At 51.4% G+C, this 17,046-nt stretch carries 12 protein-coding genes; 9 read left to right on the top strand and 3 right to left on the bottom strand.

What is annotated here, in order from left to right; genetic code table 11:
• Positions 1 to 96: 96 nt before the first annotated feature.
• Complete coding sequence (gene astB, locus L1D43_RS08835; protein WP_239850837.1) at positions 97 to 1,434, bottom strand: N-succinylarginine dihydrolase; 1,338 nt, start codon at positions 1,432 to 1,434, stop codon at positions 97 to 99.
• A 357-nt stretch (positions 1,435 to 1,791) separates the two neighbouring features.
• Between astB and topA the strand changes: the two genes are divergently transcribed.
• From topA to L1D43_RS08810, 5 genes are all read left to right on the top strand, one after another.
• Entirely contained in the window at positions 1,792 to 4,446 is a 2,655-nt protein-coding gene (gene topA / locus L1D43_RS08830; protein ID WP_239850836.1) for a type I DNA topoisomerase, read from the top strand.
• Between the two features lie 198 nt (positions 4,447 to 4,644).
• Positions 4,645 to 5,220: a YceI family protein gene (locus tag L1D43_RS08825; protein ID WP_239850835.1), complete on the top strand. Its 576-nt coding sequence runs from the start codon at positions 4,645 to 4,647 to the stop codon at positions 5,218 to 5,220.
• 119 nt (positions 5,221 to 5,339) lie between these two features.
• Complete coding sequence (locus tag L1D43_RS08820; RefSeq protein ID WP_239850834.1) at positions 5,340 to 5,690, top strand: DUF3802 family protein; 351 nt, start codon at positions 5,340 to 5,342, stop codon at positions 5,688 to 5,690.
• Positions 5,691 to 6,256: 566 nt separating this feature from the next.
• Positions 6,257 to 6,631 carry an STAS/SEC14 domain-containing protein gene (locus L1D43_RS08815; protein ID WP_239850829.1) on the top strand — a complete coding sequence of 125 codons (375 nt, stop codon included), beginning with the start codon at positions 6,257 to 6,259 and terminating at the stop codon, positions 6,629 to 6,631.
• 58 nt (positions 6,632 to 6,689) lie between these two features.
• A complete protein-coding gene (locus tag L1D43_RS08810; protein ID WP_239850827.1) occupies positions 6,690 to 7,574 on the top strand; it encodes a RimK/LysX family protein in 885 nt (294 codons plus the stop codon).
• A 60-nt stretch (positions 7,575 to 7,634) separates the two neighbouring features.
• Here the strand turns inward: L1D43_RS08810 and L1D43_RS08805 are convergent, their stop codons facing one another.
• Both L1D43_RS08805 and L1D43_RS08800 read right to left on the bottom strand, forming a co-directional pair.
• On the bottom strand, positions 7,635 to 10,262 hold the full coding sequence (locus tag L1D43_RS08805; RefSeq protein WP_239850825.1) for a PAS domain-containing protein: 2,628 nt from the start codon (positions 10,260 to 10,262) through the stop codon (positions 7,635 to 7,637).
• Between the two features lie 100 nt (positions 10,263 to 10,362).
• Positions 10,363 to 11,865 (bottom strand): methyl-accepting chemotaxis protein, encoded by a 1,503-nt coding sequence (locus L1D43_RS08800; protein ID WP_239850823.1) that lies wholly within the window; start codon positions 11,863 to 11,865, stop codon positions 10,363 to 10,365.
• A 392-nt stretch (positions 11,866 to 12,257) separates the two neighbouring features.
• Between L1D43_RS08800 and pheS the strand changes: the two genes are divergently transcribed.
• From pheS to lpxM, 4 genes are all read left to right on the top strand, one after another.
• Positions 12,258 to 13,241: a phenylalanine--tRNA ligase subunit alpha gene (pheS, locus tag L1D43_RS08795; protein ID WP_041407220.1), complete on the top strand. Its 984-nt coding sequence runs from the start codon at positions 12,258 to 12,260 to the stop codon at positions 13,239 to 13,241.
• A 15-nt stretch (positions 13,242 to 13,256) separates the two neighbouring features.
• On the top strand, positions 13,257 to 15,644 hold the full coding sequence (gene pheT / locus L1D43_RS08790; protein ID WP_239850820.1) for a phenylalanine--tRNA ligase subunit beta: 2,388 nt from the start codon (positions 13,257 to 13,259) through the stop codon (positions 15,642 to 15,644).
• A gap of 4 nt (positions 15,645 to 15,648) precedes the next feature.
• Positions 15,649 to 15,945: an integration host factor subunit alpha gene (ihfA, locus tag L1D43_RS08785; RefSeq protein ID WP_041511036.1), complete on the top strand. Its 297-nt coding sequence runs from the start codon at positions 15,649 to 15,651 to the stop codon at positions 15,943 to 15,945.
• Positions 15,946 to 16,094: 149 nt separating this feature from the next.
• Entirely contained in the window at positions 16,095 to 17,030 is a 936-nt protein-coding gene (lpxM, locus tag L1D43_RS08780) for a lauroyl-Kdo(2)-lipid IV(A) myristoyltransferase (protein ID WP_239850817.1), read from the top strand.
• Positions 17,031 to 17,046: the final 16 nt, after the last annotated feature.

The following is a 17,046-nucleotide window of genomic DNA, read 5'->3' as shown; positions in this document are numbered from 1 at the left end:
ATGAGTCATCGACTTCCTAAAGTAATTCGTTAGTTTTGGAATTGAAGAAGCCATCTTTACAGATGGCTTCTTCAATTCTAACTTAGTAATTAATACCTACTTCTGGAACTGATACACACTACCTAGCTTCATGATCTGCGTCAGTTCATCCAGCGCGGTGCGCGATTCGACGATGAGCTGTGGATCGGCAAGGTCTTCTATGGCGAGCTCATCACGGTAGTGCTTGTCGACCCAGAGGTTGAGCCTGTTAAACAGCTCATCTGTCATCAGGGTATTGGGGTTGACGGCGGCAAGCTCTGTCTCGTTCATGGCGACACGCAAACGCAGACAGGCGGGACCGCCACCGTTTTGCATGCTCTGTTTCACATCGAAATAGTGCACCTGCTTGATCGGTGTGCCCAAGGTGACCAGCTCATTCAGGTAGGCGTGGACGGCCTCATTTTCCTGACAGTTGGTGGGCGCTATGATAGCCATCTCGCCGTTTGGCAGGGTAACGATTTGGGTGTTGAACAGGTAGCTCTTCACCGCATCCTGAATGCCAATCTTGGCAGTAGGCACCTCAACGAAGTGCAGTTCGTGACCGTTGAACTTGTCTTGGATCTCCGCCAGTTTCTTTTGCGTATCGACAAAGGCCTGCTCGTGATAGAAGAGCACATTTTGGTTACCCACGGCGATCACATCGTTGTGGAATACGCCTTGGTCGATGACGTCAGGATTTTGCTGAATGAAGACGCTGCTTTCATCATCGAGTTGATGCAGGCGGGCGATGGCTTGTGAGGCCTCTAGTGTCTGTCTCGCCGGATATTTTTTGGGCTTAGGCGCACTCGGGTTAGTCGCTTCCTGGCCGTAGACGAAGAGTTCGATGCCGGCATGCCCATATTCGTTGCACAGGCGTGTGTGATTAGCCGCGCCTTCGTCACCGAAACTCACATGCTCAGGCAGGTGCTGGTGGTGATGGAAGTAGCGGGAATTGTTGAAGGTGGCAGCGAGTATGTTACCCGTTGTCACCGGCTCTATGCTGCGATGCAGTTTGTCTACCAGGTTTGCCGGGGTGAAATGGATCTTACCATCATGGGTATCGGCACTCGGTGACACGGTCGCGGCATTGGCTGTCCACATGCTTGAGGCACTGCAGCAGGCTCTGAGAAGCGCAGGAGCCTGTTTCGCGGCTTTATTTAACACTTCGGCATCTGTACCAGAAAAACCGATTCGGCGCAGTGTGTGAAGATCTGGGCGCTCCTGAGGGGCGAGCATCCCTTGGGCCAGGCCTAAGTCGGCGAGGGCCTTGGCCTTCTTGAGTCCTTGCTTCGCAGCCGCCTTAGGGCTGGATATTGCGGCGGCGTTATTTAAAGAAGCCACATTACCGTATGACAGGCCCGCATAATTATGTGTCGGTCCGACGAGTCCATCAAAGTTCGCTTCGTAATGCTTCATTGCATATCCTTCAAGTTATTATTGCTTTAATAGGCGCCAAAACAGGTTAGCGATGGCGCTGTAATTCGTTGAATTTGTGCACCAGTATACTTGAGCTTTAGGGCATAACAAGCTAGGGGATTGGGGCCTTATCTGTGATATTGGCTCAGAAATGCATAAGTATTGCTTGCTAGTTGGGGAATAATGAAATATTAGTTTTTAATTACGCAATATTATTTTTCACATTTTTTTCAAAAACGGTTAAAAATTGGCTCGCCGTAACAAATAAAACAGGGATTAGCTTGAAACTATTGATACAACCCTCTATATATGGAGCCAATTTACAGAATTTTGAGACTTTTTGGCGCAGATCATTCTATGGGTAAATCGCTAGTTATTGTCGAATCACCGGCCAAAGCCAAGACTATTAACAAATATCTCGGCAAAGATTACATCGTAAAATCGAGTGTAGGTCACATCCGTGATCTCCCGACTTCCTCCTCCAGTGACGCCAGTTCGTCGACGAAATCGCCCGCCGAAGTGCGCAAGATGTCCCCCGAAGAGAAGGCTAAATATAAGACAGAGAAAGCGAAGAAAGCCTTGGTTGCCCGTATGGGGGTCGACCCCGAGCGAGGCTGGAAGGCTAAGTATCAGACCCTGCCGGGCAAAGAGAAAGTCGTCAAAGAGTTACAGTCACTTGCTGAAAATGCAGATCATATCTTCCTCGCAACCGATTTGGATAGAGAGGGGGAGGCAATTGCATGGCATCTTCAAGAGGTGATTGGTGGTGACCCAGAGCGTTATCAGCGCGTCGTTTTTAATGAGATCACTAAGAGTGCGATTCAAGAGGCATTCAGTCATCCGTCGCAGCTCAATACCAACATGGTGAATGCGCAACAGGCGAGACGTTTCCTCGACCGTGTCGTAGGCTTTATGGTTTCGCCCCTGCTGTGGAAGAAAGTGGCCCGCGGCCTCTCTGCCGGACGAGTGCAATCTGTTGCGACTCGCTTGGTGGTTGAGCGCGAAAGCGAGATTAAGGCGTTTGTGCCAGAAGAGTTCTGGGACATTCATGCGCAGCTAACCACCCTAGGTAACGAAGGGCTTAAGATGCAGGTGGCCAAGTTTAATGGGGAGAACTTTAACCCTGTAAACGAAAGCCAAGCCATGGTTGCGGTGAACGCACTGACAGATAGCAAGTATCAGGTCAGTAGCCGCGAAGTCAAAGCGACTTCGAGCAAGCCCTCGGCGCCTTTTATTACTTCAACGCTACAGCAGGCGGCCAGTACTCGCCTAGGGTTTGGCGTTAAGAAGACCATGATGATGGCCCAGCGTCTCTACGAGGCAGGCCACATCACCTATATGCGTACCGATTCGACCAACTTGAGTCAGGAAGCGCTGGATAGTGTGCGTGAAATGATCGGCAAGGAATACGGTGATAAGTACCTGCCCGATGCGCCGATACGTTATGGCAGTAAAGAGGGGGCTCAGGAGGCGCACGAAGCGATCCGTCCGTCTAATGTCAACGTCAGCGCCAGCAGCCTCACCGATATGGAAAGAGATGCTCAGCGTCTCTATGAGTTGATCTGGCGCCAATTCGTTGCCTGTCAGATGACACCAGCTAAATATGATGCGACTCGCCTGACGGTGACCGCAGGGGATTACGAACTCAAGGCCAGTGGCCGTACCCTTAAGTTTGACGGTTGGACCCGAGTTCAGACCGCCCTTAAGAAGAAAAACGAGGAAGACAATACTCTGCCGCTGGTTGTCGAAGGCGACGTGTTGACCCTCGAGGAGTTGGCGCCCAAGCAGCACTTCACTAAGCCGCCGGCACGTTATAGTGAAGCATCACTGGTGAAAGAGCTAGAGAAGCGCGGCATCGGTCGTCCATCTACCTATGCGACTATCATCTCTACCATTCAAGATCGTGGTTATGTGAAGGTCGAGAATCGTCGTTTCTACGCCGAGAAGATGGGCGAGATCGTTAGCGAGAGCCTTATCGGCAGCTTCGAAGAGCTGATGAGTTACGATTTCACCGCCGGCATGGAACAGACACTGGATAATGTGGCCCAGGGCCAGCTTGAATGGAAGAAGGTGCTAGACAACTTCTACAAGGGCCTGACCGCACAGCTTGAAAAGGCCGAGTTACCACCGGAAGAGGGCGGCATGCGCCCTAACGAGATGGTGCTGACTGATATCGCCTGTCCTACCTGTGGACGCCCAATGGGCATACGTACGGGCACAACCGGCGTGTTCCTAGGTTGCTCAGGCTATGCCCTGCCACCGAAAGAGCGCTGTAAGACCACCATGAACCTGACACCGGGTGAAGAGGCCGTCAGCGAAAACAGCGAAGATGCCGAGACAGATGCACTGCGGGCTAAACACAGATGTGGCGTTTGTGGCACGGCCATGGACAGTTATCTCATCGATGAGAAGCGCAAGCTGCATGTGTGTGGTAACAATCCTATCTGTAATGGCTACGAGGTCGAGCAGGGTCAGTTCAAGATTAAGGGCTACGAAGGGCCGATTATCGAATGCGACCGCTGTGGCAACGATATGGAGCTGAAGAATGGTCGTTTCGGTAAGTATTTTGGCTGCACTAACAGCGAGTGTAAGAATACTCGTAAACTGTTGAAAAACGGTGAAGTAGCGCCGCCAAAAGAGGATCCTATTCATCTACCAGAGCTTAAATGCACTAAGTCAGACGGCTATTTCGTGCTGAGAGACGGCGCCGCGGGGATCTTTATGGCCGCGAGCACCTTCCCTAAATCCCGCGAGACTCGGGCGCCACTGGTAGAGGAACTGGTGAAGTACCGTGAGCTACTATGGCCTAAGTATCAGTATCTGGCCGATGCGCCTGTGACCGATGATGACGGCAACAAGGCGGTTGTGCGCTTTAGCCGTAAGACGAAGGAGCAGTACGTGGCAACTGAGGTCGATGGCAAGGCGACCGGTTGGACGGCGAAATATATCGACGGTAAGTGGGTCAGCGAAGCCAAGGCTAAGCCTAAACCAAAGGCGAAGAAGAAGGCCTAGACGCTGTCTAACTGACAGGCTGTCATTCACTTGTTAAGAGCCCTAACCGAGTTAGGGCTTTTTTATTGGTGCAATATTAGTGGTTCATAATCTTTTGTATTAGGCTAATATAGATAAGATTACCTTGCTAATCATTAAACTAGCTGGGTTTTCTTCGCAGAGGTTTCGACGGACTTAAGGTTAAAAATGGAGCGTAAAATGAAAACACTGATCATGGCAGCAGGACTTGGGATGTTAAGCTTAAACGCCTATTCGGCCGATTGGCAGGTGAGTAACCAGGGCTCGCGGGTTAACTTTATCTCAATCAAGAAAGGCGATATCGCCGAGGTGCACCATTTTAGTCAAGTTTCCGGCACGCTTAGTGATGCCGGCGCCTTTAGTCTGTCAATTCCGCTCAATAGCGTGGTCACCAATGTGGAGATCCGTGATCAGCGCATGAAAGAGGTATTGTTCGACACCGCGCAGTACCCGAGTGTCGAGTTAAGTGCTAGTCTCGACGGCCAAGCGATCGATAAGGCGAGTGTGGGTAGCATCATGTCCATGAGTGTCGATGCCAAAGTGAGCCTGCATGGCAAGACGCAGACCATGCCGGTTATGGTCAGTATGGCCAAGGTGGCCAGTGATAAGTTGATGGTGGCGAGCGAGGCGCCTTTGGTGGTGAATGCCGGTGACTTTGGCCTGACCCCAGGGGTGGAGAAGCTCAGAGAGCTGGCCGGTTTACCCGCTATCAGCAAGGCGGTACCAGTTTCTTTCGTTCTGACCTTAAAGCGATAGAAAAACGTGCACTAACAACGAGATCGAACACTCGATTTATATCATAATGGCGATAGAAACTGGATATTGAGCATGGGCTATACCATGCTCATATATAAGTCGTGTGTTTAGGGTTAAAAATGGTTACTGATAAAGACGGATACATACATCTAATACAATATCTTACCGAGCATCTAGGCCTGTTTGAGTCCTCCGAAGCCGGTGGGGTTGCGGGTGACACCGTCATGGAATTGTTTGAGGAGCAGCTGGCGGCACAGATCATCATGGTGTGTGGCCAAAATCCGTCCCTAACCTTCGCCGAGCGCAACATGGTGATTCGCGAAGTCGACGCCATCGTCTATGACTTAGAAGAGATCTTAGCCAAGGTGGCCAATCACAATGCCACTCAAGAACAGACCCTGTTTATTACCGAGTTTTCTGGACTGATCAAAAATCTGTTCGATCAGGAAATTGCCAAGATGCAAGCTTAGCTTTTGCAATCCGAAACAGGTGTTTACAACTCATTGCTTGAGAATGTCAGTCTTTATTCCTACTGTTAGCGTAAGAGCGAAATTGGGAATTTGTGTGCATGTCTGCAGCCTCTATCAGTAAACAACACTTTGTTATCTATGGGATACTGGTGTTGTTTTGGGTCGTTTTTCAGATCTTTAGTGCCAATGCCTTGGGGTTTGGCTGGGGGTTTATTCCGTTCGTCATCTCATTACCCTTTGTGCCCTTTATCCTGGTCTGGTTAGGCGTACAGTTTATGCGCCATTACAGGTACATTCGATTAGGGCCCAATTTAAGTGAGCATTTGGTGCACTGTATCTGTACCTGTACTCTGTTCTGTCTTTTCGTCTATCATTTTGTTTATTAAGTTATACCAATCACAGTAAACATGTGATCAGAAATAGCGCAGGAAAAACGCTTGAGAACAAAGCAGGATTTTTAGATAAGTAGTTATTCTACAATTAAAAATGCTAATACAGTTATCGAGCGTTTTAACAAGCTAGAATGATCAATTGTTTATTACGATTGGTATTATAAGGAGCGAGTGATGATCGAACTGCTTTCGGGGTTTCACCATGATATCGTGGCCGTTAAGGCGAGGGGCGTACTGTCTCGCGCCGACTACGACGAGACTCTGGTGCCGGCAATCGAGTCAAAGTTACAAGATCACTCAACCATTAAACTCTGGTATGAATTTAGTGAAGCATTTGAAGGGGTTTCTGTTGAGACCTTGTGGGATGATGCCAAATTAGGCTTCTTTCATTTGACTGACTTTTCCAGAGTCGCCATCATCACTGATAGCGAATGGGTGGCCAAAACCGCTAAAGTGATGGCCTATATGGCACCGTGTCCGGTCAAGGTGTTTGCCCGTCAGGCGGCCGATGAGGCGCTGCGCTGGTTGGGGGAGAGTTCACCTGACTAACATATCAGAGAAGCCGACACCTAGTCGGCTTTGTTTCATAGGGATTAGGGTATTTTTTATGTTTAGAATGTTGAGCTCTAAAGCGCTGGCGTTAGTGGCATTTTTTCTTCTGGCATCAGCCTATGGCGCAGATAAAGCCGTGATCGGCCAGACGGCTATGATGTCGGTCGATGAGGCCGGACTCGTCTTTCAGGCGCGTATCGATACCGGCGCCGGTAACACCTCTCTGCACGCCTTCGACCTCGAGATCCAGGGAGGGAGTGCAGCTAAGATGCAAGATAACGTGGGTAAGACGGTCTGGTTTACCACAGAAACTGCCGCCGGTGAGCGTAAGCGTCTAAGCGCTAAGATAGTCAAAACCTCTACCGTGAGTAATTCTCAGGGGACAGAGACCCGCTATATGGTAGAGATGCACGTCGGCTTTAATGGTGATAGTCGTAAGGTCAAGGTGAACCTTAGAGATAGAAGCCACATGGATTACAAGCTGCTGGTTGGTCGTAACTGGCTTAAAGGCAAGTATGTGGTGGATGTGGCCGAAAAGCGCCTGATCGGTGCCAGAGCGCCCATCAGCATCTTAGAGACCGGGCTCTTGTTTGATACCCGTATCGATACCGGCGCGGTGGAAAATTCGCTGCACGCGGTCGATCTCAAGGTGGAGAATGGCGTAGCGGACATGGAGCAAAACGTCGGTAAGATGCTCTCTTTCACCACAGAAAATGAGAAAGGTGAAACAAAACGTGTCCATGCCCGTATCGTCGAGACCTCCCTCATTCGCAACGCGCAGGGGAGTGAGGTGCGCTATATGGTTGAACTCAATGTGGGCGAGCCGGGTAGAGAATATAAGGTTAAGGTGAATCTCAGAGACCGTACCAAGATGACCAATAAGCTGTTAATCGGTCGTAACTGGTTGCAGGGCCACTATCTGGTCGATGTGGCTCAGTGAGCTATTAGCGTACTAATCGATAAGTCTAATCCCCGGATGTAAATACATGCGGGGATTTTTTTATGCCTTATCGAGCTCCAGCTCGCAGACCAGCTCGGTAAACTGCGCGCTCTGACTGCTGAGCGTGAGTCTGCCGTTGAATTGTGCCTTGAGCCAGTGATTGATATTGATGAGTGAGCCTTGTCCTTCACTATTGTTTGCGAGTGCGTGCGACAACTTCTCTAGCCGGTTTTGACTTATTCCTACGCCGTTATCCCTTAGGGTGAGGGTGAGTCGGCCCTCATGGTAGCGAATACCAATAACGAGCCGTTTCGGCCGATTAAGCGCCTGATTATCGGGAAAGGCATGTTGCAGGCTGTTGCCGATCAATCTGTGACAAAGCACTAAGAAGTGCCAGGGAGAGATGGGAAGTGTCAAATGATGGGGGCAGTCGATCTGCACCTCGACCTCCTTGGCGATGAGCTGCGGGCTGAGCATTGCGACCAAGTCCTGAAGAAAGAGGTCGGCCACCGTGGCGCGAATATCAGTGATGTCTGCGCTGATCAAAGATTGTCCATGACGTATGATATCTATCTGGCTGGTCAGCGCCTCGGTAAACTTGGCGAGCTTCGCCTCATCGATATCGCCGGCATCCATTTGACGTAGCAAAATAAAGATATGTTCGAGTGCCTGTAGTTCCTGCCTCAGCAACTGATGTAACACCTGTGGCAAGATGGCCTGCTGTGCTAGCTCTATCTGTTTTAGCTGCGCCAGCCCCTTGGGATCTACGCCTTCTTTCACTGAGGCCTGAGGCTTGGCGTCTAATGCCTGCCTTAACTCGGCGTTTCTTGCGGACTGTAACTTGATGGTCTGCTCAAGTTCTGCCTGCTTGGTCTTTAGGCTGCTGATGTCCACCGCCATGGCGCCCAGGGCGATGATGTTGCCATCCTTGTCTTTGATCGGGTATTTGGTGATCAGGTAGATGCGTTCACCCTGCACGGTCGGCATGGGCTGTTCGAAGCTCTGGGCCTGATCGCTATCTAAGATGATATGGTCGTGATGATTGATGATCTCGGCAATATGCGCCGGATAGAGATCGCTGTCGCGCATGCCGATGACACGAGTTCTCTCTATGCCCATCACCTCACAGAACTTGTCGTTGACCAGGGAGTAGCAGCCATGGGTGTCCTTGATGCAGATAAGGTTCTGCGACGCATTGAGCAGGGAATTAATCAGCTCCTTCTTGGTCTCCAACTCCTGCTGCGCCAGCTGCTGCATTGCCAGCTGCTGCTCCAGGGCGAGATTGCTGGCATCCAGGCTGGCGTAGGCAATCTCCAGCTGATTACTGCGGGCGATAAAGGCCTTGGCCAGTTGGCCTACCTCATCCTGGCGCCTATTGGCGTCGAGTTCGAGCCTTCCAAGGTTACCGCTTTGCAGCGCCGAGACGATCTGAAAGATTGGCCGGATAAAGAGTTTATGTTGGAAGATAAACAAGATGAGCAGGGCAACTAGCTGTGCCAGTAACAGGAAGGCGCCTATTTTAAGCGCGATAGCATTGGCCTGGGATGCGAGGCTCGATAATGGCGTTACCAGGATGATCTTCCACTGGGTCTGAGCCATGGTCAGAATCGATACCAGCACGGGCTCGTCGAACAGGGGATCGCTACTTAGCTCGAGGGTCACTATGGGCGCCTTACCATGGCTACCCTTAATCGAGGCGTTGATCAGTGTCGTTAACCGCTCTCGCTCTGCTCTGGGCGTCTGCGCGAGTATTTTTTCGAGCTGTTCCGGGCGATAGGCCGGGCTGGCCATGATCTGGTGACTAAATGCCTGATCCATAGATGCTATGCGCTTGGCGATGGGGGCAAGTTGTGGGTAGCGCTGGACCAGTTGAGACAGTGGCTGACCGAGCATGGCGGATTGACCCGCATCTGCGTCATCGAAAGGATCGGCCAGCAGATTGTTATAGCTGTCCAGCGCCAGAATATAGCCCTTGGAGAGGGGGTTTTGGTCCGAGAAGTTAAAGCGTTTATCCAGGCCGCTAAGGGCAATGTCCACGGTGGCCACACCGATAAAGCTGTGATCGGCGCGCATGGGCACAGAGGCGGTGATCATCACCTCCTTGGTGTAGGGGTCGACATAGGATTTCGACCAGTGGGTATGGCCATCTTGGAAATATTTTGCCGGCAGGTACCAGAAGGCTTGGTGGTAGCCAGGGTCATCGGCGCTGTTATAGTTGTCTAAATACTGAAACTCATCATGCTTGTCCCGTGCCCAGAAGAAGCTGTTGCGCGTCTTCTGCTTACCGAACATGCCGGGCTCGGGCCAGATCCCGCCGCCGGCGATCAACTGATGGCGCTCGCCGATATCCAGCAGGGAAGGGATAAGCTCTTTCACCACCTCATCTTCGCCGCGATAGGTTTCGCCCACTATGCCTATGGTGTTGGCCAGTGTCTCGATCTTGGAGGTGACTTGTTGTAGCTGCTCAATAACCGCTAGGCCATAGTTTTGGCTGAGGGAGAGCTGGGTGTCCATGTGATGTTTCTTTTCGGTTGAGAAGATCAACCAGATGCTTGAGGCGATGATCAGGACCGCGACCACAAATTGGACTATGGTGAATTTAAAGGTAAGGCTATTCTTCCACTGAGTATTTAATGAGCTGGCCTCGTCTTTCTCATTGGCGACCATAGGGGCTTGTGATCCATTCATGCATTAGTGATAGATCAAGATTAAATCAAAATGAGAAAGGATTAAACTCTTATGAAGCTTGCTTAGGGTGACGAGTGGCCACCCTAAGCTGCTAAACTGACTAGATTTTCAGCCCGACCAGCAGCTGATCGAGCTGCTCGGCGGTGGCGTGCAGTTCATCACAGCCCGAGACCGACTGGTTGGCTGACTGCTCCACGTCATGAGACTGATTGCGGATCTCCATCAGGTTGGTGGCGATCTCGTTGGCCACGGCCGATTGTTCCTCGGCCGAGGTGGCGATCAGCACGCTCATTTCGTACACCCGCTCACTGTGATGGGCGATGGCCTTGAGATCTTCACCGGTTTCCAGCACATGCTGCTTGCCGTCTTGGGCCTTCTCGACCGTGCGTTTCATCACCTGTGTCAGTGCCTGAGAACCTGACTGCAGCGCCTCGATCATCGACTTGATCTCAACCGTGGCGGCCTGGGTTCGGCCGGCCAGGGTTCTCACCTCATCGGCAACCACGGCGAAGCCTCGGCCCTGCTCACCGGCGCGGGCGGCCTCGATGGCGGCGTTGAGGGCCAGCAGGTTGGTCTGCTCTGAGATGGCATTAATGGTGGTGACCACCTCGTCGATCTTGGCGGCATTGTCGTTCAGGGTATTCACCGCGGTTGAGGCATCACCGATTTCGTTGGCCAGATCGCCAATGGCCTCGACGGTGACGGCGATATCTTTCGAGCCTGCCTCTACCTGTTGGTTAGCCTCTTGAGTCTCATTGGAGGATTGCTCGGCATTGCGGGCGACCTCTTTTACCGCGGCGGTCATCTCTTCCATGGCGGTGGCCAGTGAGTCCAGGTGTTGACGCTGCTCGGCGGCCAGGGTCTGTCCCTCCTGGGCCGTTTGTCTGAAGGCCTGCACCACGGTGCGGATCTGGCTGCTGGCCTGGGTCATGCGGCTTACCAGCTGATGCTGACGCTCGACTAGGGTATCTATGCTCACCGCCAGAATGCTGAACTCGTCCTTCACCTCGAAGAAGTTTAATCGCCCAGTGAGGTCGCCATCGGCCGCTCGTTTGAGCGCCATCACGTTGGTGTAGAGGGCGCCGCCGACAAAGGTGGAGATATAGTAGCTGCTGATCAGAATGACCAGGATAAGCGCCACTAGGCTGATGATGACGATGCTCTGGGCCGAACTGAGCACACTGTCGAGATCTGTCACCTCTGTCTTGGCCGCCAGATTAGCGCTTGCGGCCGGGCTGTATGCCGTCAGGGAATCCCCCTGCATTAAGGTGCCGCCGCCGTTGTCTACCAGGCGACTCGCCTTGGTGCTCAGTGACGACTGGCGGTCGGCAAAGCCGGCACTGATGAGCGCCTGCTGATAGTTATCGGCCTTGTCGTCAGCAACATATTGCTGACTCAGGTCGATAAGTTCCGCCATCTTCTGGGCGTCGGCCAGGGCACTCTGCTGGTGACTCTGTTTAAGCTGGCTATTGAACTGTCCATAAAGAATATAGGAAAGCCCCATGAGGGTGATGATGGGGATGATTGCCAATATGGTGAACTTGGTTTTCAGGGTCATATGGATAAGATATTGATCTATCCATCGAAACTTTACTTCTCTCATAGCTTTTCTCTGTCGCCAGGGGATGATCTCGTTATCGGATCACAAATGGATTACTTAACGAGAATTTCGTCACAGGGCGTTTGTTTGTTGTTTATTTGTACTGGGTTTTTATCGTTATTGTTAAATAAGGTACGGCTCAAGTGTACATGCTTGGTGAGATCGCGGCGAATCAAAATTACATTTTGGGATGGCTTTTTAGCCTATCTGAGTTTGTTGCTCCGCTTGCATGGCCTTTTCTCACGGATTTCGTTAGAAAAATACCAAATAAGCCCTAGTCAAACGTCTTATGGTCACGTAAAATTTGTCTCTTTTTCTATTTTCGTAAAGATTAAATAGTCAGCATATAGAAAGTCTTGGCTCTCAGCGTGAGAGCGGGCGTACTGGAAGAGATGATGTCAGAGTTAACAGAAATCGTAGAACAGGCCTTGCAGGCAATCGAAGGGACAGATGATCTGAAAGCCCTCGATGACCTTCGTGTCGATTACCTGGGTAAGAAGGGTAAGATCACCGACATGATGAAGATGATGGGTAAGCTGAGTCCTGAGGAGAAGCCGGCCTTTGGTCAGGCGGTCAACCAGGCTAAGCAAGCGGTACAGCAAAAGCTGTCCGAGCGTATCGAAGGCCTAAAGGCTCAGGAGCTTGAAGCTAAGCTGAGCGCCGAGAGTATCGACGTGACCCTGCCTGGACGTCGCATCGACAACGGTGGTCTGCACCCGGTTACCCGTACCATCGAACGTATTGAAACCTTCTTTGGTGAGCTTGGGTTTAGCGTCAAGCAGGGGCCAGAAATCGAGGATGATTTCCATAACTTCGATGCACTCAATATTTCCGAGCATCATCCGGCGCGTGCCGATCACGATACCTTCTATTTCAATCCTAAGCTGATGCTGCGTACCCAGACCTCGGGCGTGCAGATCCGCACCATGGAAACGGAAAAGCCGCCGCTGCGTATCATCTCTCCGGGCCGCGTTTACCGTAATGACTATGACCAGACTCACACGCCTATGTTCCATCAGGTAGAGGGGTTGTTTGTCGATGAAAATGTTAACTTCGCTGAGTTGAAGGGGATCTTGCATGACTTCCTGCGCAACTTCTTCGAAGAAGATCTACAAGTACGCTTCCGTCCCTCTTACTTCCCGTTTACTGAGCCTTCGGCCGAAGTTGACGTAATGGGTAAGAATGGCAAGTGGTTAGAAGTATTGGGTTGCGGCATGGTTCACCCGAATGTGCTACGCAGCGTTGGCATCGATCCTGAGAAGTACCAAGGTTTCGCCTTCGGTATGGGGGTTGAGCGCCTATCTATGTTGCGTTATGGGGTTAATGACCTGCGTTCATTCTTCGAAAACGATCTACGTTTTCTTAAGCAATTCAAATAACGGAGCGAGTAAATAATGAAATTCAGTGAGTCTTGGCTTCGTGAGTGGGTCAATCCAAGTATTAGTCGTGACGATTTGTCACATCAGATCACCATGGCGGGCCTCGAAGTCGATGGTGTCGACCCTGTAGCCGGTGATTTCTCGGGCGTTGTAGTGGGTGAGGTGGTCGAGTGTGGCCAGCATCCAGACGCCGACAAGCTACGTGTGACGAAAATTAATGTCGGTCAGGATGAGTTGATCGATATCGTCTGCGGCGCGCCAAATTGCCGTCAGGGCCTAAAAGTGGCCGTGGCCATGGTGGGTGCCGTACTGCCGGGTGATTTTAAGATCAAGAAGGCTAAACTACGTGGTCAGCCCTCTTTTGGTATGCTCTGCTCCTATGGCGAGCTTGGCATAGAGATCGAGAGCGATGGCATTATCGAGCTGCCGCTGGACGCGCCGATTGGCCAGGATGTCCGTGAATACCTAGATCTCGACGATGCGATCATCGATGTGGATCTTACCGCTAACCGTGCCGATTGCCTCGGCATGGTGGGTCTGGCCCGCGAAGTGGGTGTACTTAACCGCCAAGCCGTTGTCGCGCCAACCTGGGAAGCCGTAGCACCTAGCATAGATGACGTCATCGAGATCGATAACCAGGCGCCGAGTGCGTGTCCACGCTACCTGGGCCGCGTGGTGAAGAATGTTAACGTTAAGGCGCAGTCGCCACTCTGGATGCAGGAAAAGCTGCGTCGTAGTGGCATTCGCTCTATCGATCCTATCGTCGACATCACCAACTATGTGTTGATCGAGTTCGGTCAACCTATGCATGCCTTCGACTTAGCCAAAATCGATAGCAAGATCCAGATCCGTCTGGGCGATGGTGAGGAGAAGCTTACCCTGCTCGATGGCAACGAAATTACCGTACCAAACGATACTCTGGTTATCGCCGACAACAGCCAAGCCTTGGCCTTGGCCGGTGTGTTCGGTGGTGAATACTCGAGAGTGACCGGCGAGACTCAGGATATCCTGCTTGAGTGTGCCTTCTTTGCGCCACTGGCGATCATGGGTAAATCCCGTCGCCTGGGTCTGCACACAGACTCGTCACACCGTTTCGAGCGCGGCGTCGACCCTGAGCTACAACATAAGGTGATCGACCGTGCTACGCGCCTGGTACTCCAGATCTGTGGCGGCCAAGCCGGTCCTGTGGTCGAAGCAAAGGCCGACGAGCATCTGCCTCAGCCTGCAGACATCCTGCTGCGTCGCAGCAAGCTAGACCGTGTACTGGGTCATCACATTAGCGATGCCGATGTGACCGAAATCCTCGAACGTCTGGGCTTTAGCGTATCACGCAGTGATGATAACTGGCAGGTGACCACGGCGACTTACCGTTTCGATATGGCGATCGAAGAAGATCTTATCGAAGAGGTTGCCCGCATCTATGGTTACAACAACATTCCGAATGTTGCGCCGGTTGCGGCACTGAGCATGCCGCTGCATAACGAGGCCGATATCGACCTTAAGCGTGTGCGCGCCATGATGGTAGCTCGTGGTTTCCAGGAAGCCGTGACCTACAGCTTCGTCGATCCTAAGCTGCAGCAGTTGGTACATCCGGGCGTAGATGCCATGGTGCTACCAAACCCAATCTCGGTAGAGATGTCTGCCATGCGTCTGTCTATGTTCACAGGTCTGCTGACCGCTGTGGGTTACAACCAGAGCCGTCAGCAAAACCGTGTACGCCTGTTCGAAACCGGTCTGCGTTTCGTGCCTGATGAGCATGCAGAATCAGGTGTGCGTCAACAAGCTATGCTGGGCGCCGTCATTGCCGGTAACCAAAATGACGAACATTGGTCGATGGAATCAAAAACTGTCGACTTTTTCGACCTTAAGGGCGATCTCGAAGCCATTATCGGCTTGACAGTTTCAGAGGATGAATTTACTTTTAAAAAAGCATCTCATCCGGCGCTTCATCCGGGGCAATGTGCTGAAATCTTAAGAAATGATCGTGTAATTGGTGTCATTGGTGCCGTCCATCCGAGCCTGGAAAAGCCCTTCGGCTTAAATGGTAAAACCATCGTATTCGAGCTCGAATTAGACGCCTTATTGCGCGCGAGTTTGCCGCAAGCCCAGACTGTGTCTAAGTTTCCAGCAAACCGACGAGACATTGCCATCTTAGTTGACGAAGATGTTTCGGCAGGAAATGTTGTAAATTTGATAAGAAAAGTTGGCGAAAATCAGTTGGTTGGCTTAAACTTGTTCGATGTATACCAAGGTAAAGGTGTTGAACCAGGTAAAAAGAGTCTGGCGATTGCACTTACACTACAAGACAACGCTCGTACGCTTGAAGAGAAAGAAATTGCTGAAATGGTAGAAAAGGTAGTTTCTGAACTCAAGACCGAGTTCAACGCATTGTTGAGGGATTAAAAGTATGGCACTTACCAAAGCCGAAATGGCAGAACATCTTTTTGAAACGCTTGGCATTAACAAGCGCGTTGCGAAAGAGATGGTTGAGGCGTTTTTCGAAGAAATTCGTCAAGCCCTCGAGAGTGGTGAGCAGGTCAAGTTATCTGGCTTTGGCAACTTTGACCTAAGGGACAAAAATCAAAGACCGGGTCGCAACCCTAAAACAGGCGAAGATATCCCGATTTCTGCTCGCCGTGTGGTGACTTTCCGTCCAGGACAGAAACTGAAGAGTCGTGTTGAAGAGGCTAACGCCGGTAAATAATCCGACTTAATACATAGAGAAGGCCACTCCTTGAGTGGCTTTTTCTGTTTCTTCTGAACTGGTTATCTGTTGTTAAAGCCTGTGTTGTACAGGCGCTAGATGAGGAAGAGGTTGTACTCTTGTCTAGAGAATCCATATCTAAAAAAGCCATGTCTAAAAAGCCAAAGTATTTCGATCGCCGTTTTCGCGCCGAGTTATTGCATCCCAAGTATTGGCTAACCTGGTTTGCCATAGGCCTTCTGGTGTTTTTCGGCCTTATGCCTGCCTGGTTGCGGGATCCGATAGCACGTTTGTTGGCGCGTCTGGTGAAGAAGATCGCCAAGAAGCCGCTCAAGGTGGCCAGGGTAAACCTAGAGACCTGTTTTCCCGATAAGTCGGCTGCCGAGATCGATAAGCTACTCGATGATAATATCGAGAACTTTGTGTTGATCCTGTTGGCGCAGTCTGAACTGCTGCTGCGCTCAGATGCTCACTTGCGTCGCCGCGTTCAGCTTGAAGGCTTCGAGCATGTGCAGCGCGCTCGTGATGCGGGTCAGCCGGTGATCTTCATCATGCCCCATGTATGGGGCATAGAGTACGCCGGGCTGAGGTTGAACCTGGAACTGCCCATGGTCACCATGGCCAAGGCGCATCGTAACAAGCTGTTCGACTGGTTTAATAACCGTATGCGTAGCTCTAAGGGCGGCAACGTCTATATGCGGGAGGCGGGCATTCGTGCGCTCCTGTCTGAGCTGAAAAACGATAACAGTTTCTTCTATCTGCCAGATGAAGACTTAGGCCCTGAGAAGAGCGTCTTCGCGCCATTTCTTGGTACGGTTAAGGCCACATTACCTGTGGTGGGGCGTCTGGCCTCGGCCGGTAACGCCCAGGTGATGCCGGTTAAGATTGGCTATGATCAGCAAAAGCGTCAGTATCTGCTGACGGTACTGCCGCCCATCTCACCCGAGGAGATGCAGGGTAAGGAGAATGAGGCCTTAGCATTAAACCGCGCGGTGGAGCAGGTGATAAACGCCTATCCAGAGCAATATATGTGGTTCCTCAAACTCCTGCGTACCCGTCCGCCGGGCGAAGCCTCTATCTACTAGCTTTTAAAGTAAGCTC

The organism is Shewanella sp. Isolate8 (assembly GCF_022398495.1).
In the GTDB taxonomy this organism is placed as follows: domain Bacteria; phylum Pseudomonadota; class Gammaproteobacteria; order Enterobacterales; family Shewanellaceae; genus Shewanella; species Shewanella aquimarina.
This window is presented reverse-complemented; position numbering and strand designations above follow the sequence as displayed.